The organism is Kistimonas scapharcae (assembly GCF_039540975.1).
Classification (GTDB): Bacteria; Pseudomonadota; Gammaproteobacteria; order Pseudomonadales; family Endozoicomonadaceae; genus Kistimonas; species Kistimonas scapharcae.
Map to the genome: position 1 here is coordinate 1 of NZ_BAABFL010000101.1, position 5493 is coordinate 5493.

The window sequence follows — 5493 nt, forward strand, 5'->3', positions numbered from 1 at the left end:
GCGAGACGCAAACAGGACGGCACCTATGCCAACTACACCAATATCGTGGTGGATCATTGGACGTTGCTGGACTCAACGGTTACGCAACCAACACCGTCAACCGAATCGCCGCCATCAGGCCAGGCCACTGAACGACAGAAGTATGGTAATCAGATGGTGCCCAATAACCCGGTAAACCCCTCAGGCACGGCGTCTACACAACCCGGCTTTGATGATTACGGAGACGATGATATCCCGTTCTAGCGCTTTTTCTACGTCGTTACGTTACGTCATAGCTGTTGTTTTCTATGGCGTAACGTCGTAATAATACCTAACATAAACCTATCGATGCAGGATGCAGCCCATGGTTCACAACATAAAAACATCGACGATCAACCTGCTTGTGATCAACAACCCCTCAATGACCAGCGCGGAAATCGCTCATATTGGCAAGCTGGATATTGCCCTGGTCGCCGAGGCGCTGATGCATGCCCGCCGCTGCCGGTTTCTCACCAACGACGCCCCACGGCTTTGCTGTGTCACCGGTCATTACTGCGAGACCTGGAAGGCCGCATGAGTATCGAACCGGAGCTGGTTCAGGCCATCGGCAGGGAAAAAACCATTGCCATTGAGCAGGCCTTTGGCGGTCAGCGGAAATACTTTGCCGCGAAGGTGAGACCGGATGATCGTATGGTTCAGGTTATCGGTCTGGATGCCGCCCGCATCGTGGCCCGGGAGTTTGCCGGACTCCGGTCGTATATCCCCATGACGCTCGCCAAGATCGAACGCAACCGGGCTATCCGGCAGGCGGTGTTATCAGGGTTCAGCAAGGCCAAGGTGGCCGGACGGTTTGGCCTGAGCGAACGCACTATCCGCATGATCTGCGAGGGGTTGGCGCAACCGCTCTGGGGCGCACGAGCAAGGAACCAGCGCATCACGGCACAGGGACGTGTGTATGAGCGACATGGAAGAACGGCTGATTCAGGCCGAGCGTGATATCGCGGTAATGGACCACCGGGTGCGGGACCTTGAAACCACCCCGCCCCGGATCAATACGCTTGAGAACACGGTCACCCACCTGCAGATCAAGGTGGAAACGATGAGCTCGGATATCGCCGAGATCAAGTCCGAGGCCAAGGAAACCCACCTGCTGGTCGTCAAGCTGGGTGATGATGTGAAGCGGTTGTTCATGGTGGGGGTCGCCGTGGTTGTACTGATCACCGGTATCGCCGGCAGTCTCCGGATGTACGACACCTGGCTGGATATCCAAACCAAAACGACGCAGGACGCACAACATGCTGGTGTCACACATCAGGGGCTTCAGGAACTGTAATCCTGGCAACATCCGTCATGGTGAGTCATGGCAGGGCTTGCAGGACATCCAAACGGACAAGGCGTTCTGCCAGTTCGTCAGCCACGAGTTCGGCATCCGCGCCATGAGCCGAACCCTTCGCACCTACTACCACCGCCATGAGCTGCGTACGGTTCGCGAGTTCATCAACCGCTGGGCACCGCCCAATGAAAACAACACCGACGCCTATGTGGAGGCCGTGTCCGCCCGTCTTGGCCTGCCGCCGGACTTCAGCATCGACAACGGCATTGAGCTCTGCCTGCCCGGGCTGATCCGCGCCATCATCCACCACGAGCTAGGTTGCCAGCCCTACAGCGAGTGGTTGATCGACGAGGGCATCCGCTGGGATCGAGACGGCATACCGGGGAATAGCCTATGAGCTTTGAGTCCTTCGCCACCGGCCTGGGTAACCTGCTCACCGGCAATCTGGCCCAGACCATCTTCGACGGCATCAAGACCTACTTCCCGCCGGATCTGACACCGGAGCAGCAGGCCAGGCTACGGCTTGAGCTGGAGCGTATCGAGCAGGACAAGCGACAGCAGACCGACAACGCCCTGCTGGAGGCCGAACAGATGCTAACCGAGCGGATCAGCAAGCTGGAAGGCACTGCATCGGACCTTAAAAGCCTGCCTGTCGTGGGACGACTGATGCTGTTTGCCCGGGGCTGCCAGCGACCGGTCTGGGGGTTCTTCACCATGTACCTGGACTGGTGCTGGTTCTCCGAGTGGTCGCTGTCCGAAAAACAACAGGCGGCGCTGATCGTGGTGAACATTCTGGTGCTGGGTTTCCTGTTTGGCGAACGGGCTATCCGGAACCTGACCCCGCTGATCAGCCAGCTGTGCAGAAAGTCCTGACCACCACGAAACACCACAGACAGGGAAAGCATCGTGAGTCACTGGAAAGACCGCATCACCGGACAGGGCAAAGAGTCCCCGGATCAACTGCTGGCCAACCCCAACAACTGGCGCAAGCACCCGAAACATCAACAAGAGGCGCTCAAGGGTGTACTCGAGGAGATCGGCTGGATACAGCAGGTGATTGTTAACCAGACTACCGGCCATCTGATTGACGGGCATCTTCGGGTGGAGCTCTCCCAACGTGAGGGTGAAACCGAGGTGCCGGTGATCTATGTGAGTCTTACCGAGGAAGAGGAAAAGCTGGCGCTGGCTACCATCGATCCGTTGTCGGCTTTAGCAGAAACCGATCAGGCCATGCTGGACCAGCTGATTGCGGATATTGATACCGATAACGAGCAGCTCAACGAACTACTCAACAGCCTGTCCACCCTCGAGCTGCTGGACGAACCCACCGAAGGGCTCACCGATGACGACGATGTACCGGATGTACAAACCGAGACAGTCACCCGAGATGGTGATATCTGGCTATTAGGCGACCACAGGCTCATGTGCGGTGACAGTACCAATCTGGAACACGTCGATCGCCTTGTGGATAACCAGCTTGTCGACATGGTCTGGACCGATCCACCCTACAACGTGGACTACGAGGGCAAGACCAAAGACTCCCTCAAAATCGATAATGACAGCATGGGCGACAGCCAGTTCCGGCAATTCCTGCGGGATCTGTTTACCTCGGCCTTCACAGTCACCAAAGACGGCGGACCGATCTACGTGGCCCACGCAGACACTGAGGGCGTGAACTTCCGCCTGGCACTGCAGGAGGCGGGGTTTTACCTGAAGCAGGTGCTGATCTGGGTAAAGAGCTCCAGCGTGATGGGACGGCAGGATTACCACTGGCAGCACGAGCCCATCCTCTATGGCTGGAAACCCGGTGCCGCTCATGTCTGGTATGGCGAACGCAACAAAAAGACAGTGCTGGACGAGGAGCCCAAAACCAAAGACCTCGACAAGAGCGCGCTGGCCAAAGAGGTGAAGGAACTGCGTAACCGCCTGTGCGGTACGGTTATCCGCGAGGACAAACCCAATGCATCACGCGAGCATCCCACTATGAAACCGGTCGATCTGATTGTCTCCATGGTGCGAAACAGCAGCAAACGAAGTGATAGTGTGCTGGATCTCTGTGGCGGTAGCGGCAGCACCCTGATTGCCTGCGAAAAGCTGGGACGTTACAGCCGGGTTATGGAGTTGGACCCGCATTACTGTGATGTGATTATCCGGCGCTGGCAGACGTTCACCGCGCAGGATGCAGTACTCGAGAGTAGCGGTCAAACATTCGGACAAGTAGAGAATGGCTAACGGACTTGTTTGCTGGACAAACAACAAGGAACTGTCTGTCTGTCTGTCTGTCTGTCTTTAGGAATAGCTTACATTAACAACGGATAGGAAATACCAATGACACCAACAGGCTCAGCAGGAAATCAAACACCTCAACCAAGTGTAGATAATAATGAAAGAACAAAACTGTTCCGAATCTTAGACCCATTAACACGAAAACAAGAGTCAGCTAGAACACGAAGCTGGAGTTATGTAAGAACCGCACAAGCTGTTGGTACAACAATATCAACAGGGCTGTCACAGCCTTTTTCTTCATCTGCTCAGACAACACTATCAGATAAACTCCAGCAAATAGCTACACCTACTCCACAGCCAACAGCCTCAAGCTCAACGCAACAATTATCACCGCGCCCCCCTGAACCAGAGCCAGTAGCTAGCACTTCAACAGAAACAACAGCCTCAATTCCAATACAACAATCTACATCACCAGCCCCTCAACCTGTCGCTGTAGCTGGAACCTCGGGCGTTCAATCGGGATACAGTCAACAAGCAGATAAGAAATACCAGTGCAACACATGTTCATATCTAACAATATATAAACATGTCATGAAGGCCCATGTACGAAGACACACAGGCGAGAAGCCCTATAAGTGCCAGCATTGCGACTATTCTGCTGCACAGCAAAGCAACCTTAACTCTCACATGAGAACCAAGCATCCATCACAACCAGCAACCGACACCAATCAACCACCCGCAAAAAAACCAAAGACCGAATAACCGCTGCTAACCCACCTTTGCCCTCCAAAGGTGAACGCATAAGGGGTGAACGATGGCTATCCAGAATCCGGGACGTACCCAGCGGGCTAAAACGGCAGATTTACGCAAAAAGGCGCTGGAGCTGCGTACCCTCGGTCTGTCCTACCGGCAGATTGCCGACCAGCTGGCCATCAGCAAAACCGCCGCTTACCGCCATGTCGTTAAGTCCATCGAAACCCTGGAAAACGAAAGCCGCGAGGATGCCAGGGTTAACCGTCGTCTGGACCTTGAGCGGCTGGACTGGATTATCCGCGAGGCTATGAAGCAAAGCCTTAAAGGGGATCTGCAGGCCATGGACAAGATCATGAAGGCCATCGACCGTCGCGCACGTATTTACGGCTTCAATGCGCCGCAGAAGGTGGCGCATACCACACCGGACGGTACCGAGGTCGCACCACCTACAGGCGTAGTACTGATCCCCGAGCCCATGAGCCGTGAGGAGTGGCTGAAACAATACGGTCGGGATGATACCGACAGCCCATGATCACCTGGTCGCCCCAACCGGGACCGCAAACAGCGCTGGTCACCTGTCCGGTGGAGGACATCCTTTACGGCGGTGCACGGGGTGGCGGCAAGACCGATGGGTTTCTGGGTAAGTGGCTGCAACGTAGCACCAAGTACGGTGGCCACAGCAAGGGATTATTCGTTCGGCGCAGCATGCCGGAGCTGGACGAGGTGATTGCCCGCTCCCATGAGATCTATCTCCCCATCGGTGCGCTGTACCGTGCCCAGAAAAGTACCTGGATTATGCCCAACGGCGCGCTGCTTCGGCTTCGAAGCCTTGAGCGGGACGCCGACGCCGGCAAGTATCAGGGCCACTCCTACACCGATGTGTACATTGACGAGGCGGGTAACTTTCCCACGCCTGACCCCATTGACAAGCTCCAGGCCACCCTCCGTAACCCTTATGGCATTCCTGCCAGCTTTAACCTGTCGGCCAACCCGGGCGGGCCGGGACATGAGTGGATCAAGAAGCGTTACATCGACGACGCTCCCAAGGGCATGCAACTGATCTGCGATGCCAACACCGGTGACGAGCGAATCTATATTCCCAGCCGGCTGGAGGACAACGAGCTCCTGCTCAGCAACGACCCCAAGTACATCAACCGGCTGAAAAAGTCCGGGCCGCCCTGGCTGGTGCAGGCATGGCTGAT

Annotated in this window: 10 protein-coding genes; all 10 read left to right on the plus strand. The window is 56.0% G+C overall.

All coding sequences use genetic code 11. The features are described from left to right. Positions 1-243 (plus strand): single stranded DNA-binding domain-containing protein (locus ABD892_RS05735; protein ID WP_345194449.1); only part of this gene is annotated, 243 nt, incomplete at its 5' end. Between the two features lie 100 nt (positions 244-343). Then, the gene (locus ABD892_RS05740; RefSeq protein ID WP_345194450.1) at positions 344-556 is read left to right on the plus strand and encodes a hypothetical protein; all 213 of its coding nucleotides are present in this window, start codon (positions 344-346) and stop codon (positions 554-556) included. Next, positions 553-975: a hypothetical protein gene (locus tag ABD892_RS05745; protein WP_345194451.1), complete on the plus strand. Its 423-nt coding sequence runs from the start codon at positions 553-555 to the stop codon at positions 973-975. The genes ABD892_RS05740 and ABD892_RS05745 overlap by 4 nt, the downstream gene beginning before the upstream one ends. Further along, positions 935-1312, plus strand: a complete 378-nt coding sequence (locus tag ABD892_RS05750) for a hypothetical protein (protein ID WP_345194452.1) — start codon at positions 935-937, stop codon at positions 1310-1312. Before ABD892_RS05745 ends, ABD892_RS05750 begins: the two co-directional genes overlap by 41 nt. Beyond that, positions 1275-1709 (plus strand): structural protein, encoded by a 435-nt coding sequence (locus tag ABD892_RS05755; protein WP_345194453.1) that lies wholly within the window; start codon positions 1275-1277, stop codon positions 1707-1709. The genes ABD892_RS05750 and ABD892_RS05755 overlap by 38 nt, the downstream gene beginning before the upstream one ends. Next, positions 1706-2185 carry a hypothetical protein gene (locus ABD892_RS05760; protein ID WP_345194455.1) on the plus strand — a complete coding sequence of 160 codons (480 nt, stop codon included), beginning with the start codon at positions 1706-1708 and terminating at the stop codon, positions 2183-2185. Before ABD892_RS05755 ends, ABD892_RS05760 begins: the two co-directional genes overlap by 4 nt. Before the next feature lie 33 nt (positions 2186-2218). Next, positions 2219-3544, plus strand: a complete 1326-nt coding sequence (locus tag ABD892_RS05765; RefSeq protein WP_345194456.1) for a DNA modification methylase — start codon at positions 2219-2221, stop codon at positions 3542-3544. Between the two features lie 96 nt (positions 3545-3640). Further along, positions 3641-4300 (plus strand): C2H2-type zinc finger protein, encoded by a 660-nt coding sequence (locus tag ABD892_RS05770; RefSeq protein ID WP_345194457.1) that lies wholly within the window; start codon positions 3641-3643, stop codon positions 4298-4300. Positions 4301-4352: 52 nt separating this feature from the next. Further along, positions 4353-4823, plus strand: coding sequence for a hypothetical protein (locus tag ABD892_RS05775; RefSeq protein WP_345194458.1), 471 nt, complete (start codon positions 4353-4355; stop codon positions 4821-4823). Then, positions 4820-5493: terminase large subunit domain-containing protein (locus tag ABD892_RS05780; RefSeq protein WP_345194459.1), on the plus strand; the 674-nt coding region annotated here is incomplete at its 3' end. The genes ABD892_RS05775 and ABD892_RS05780, both read left to right, overlap by 4 nt.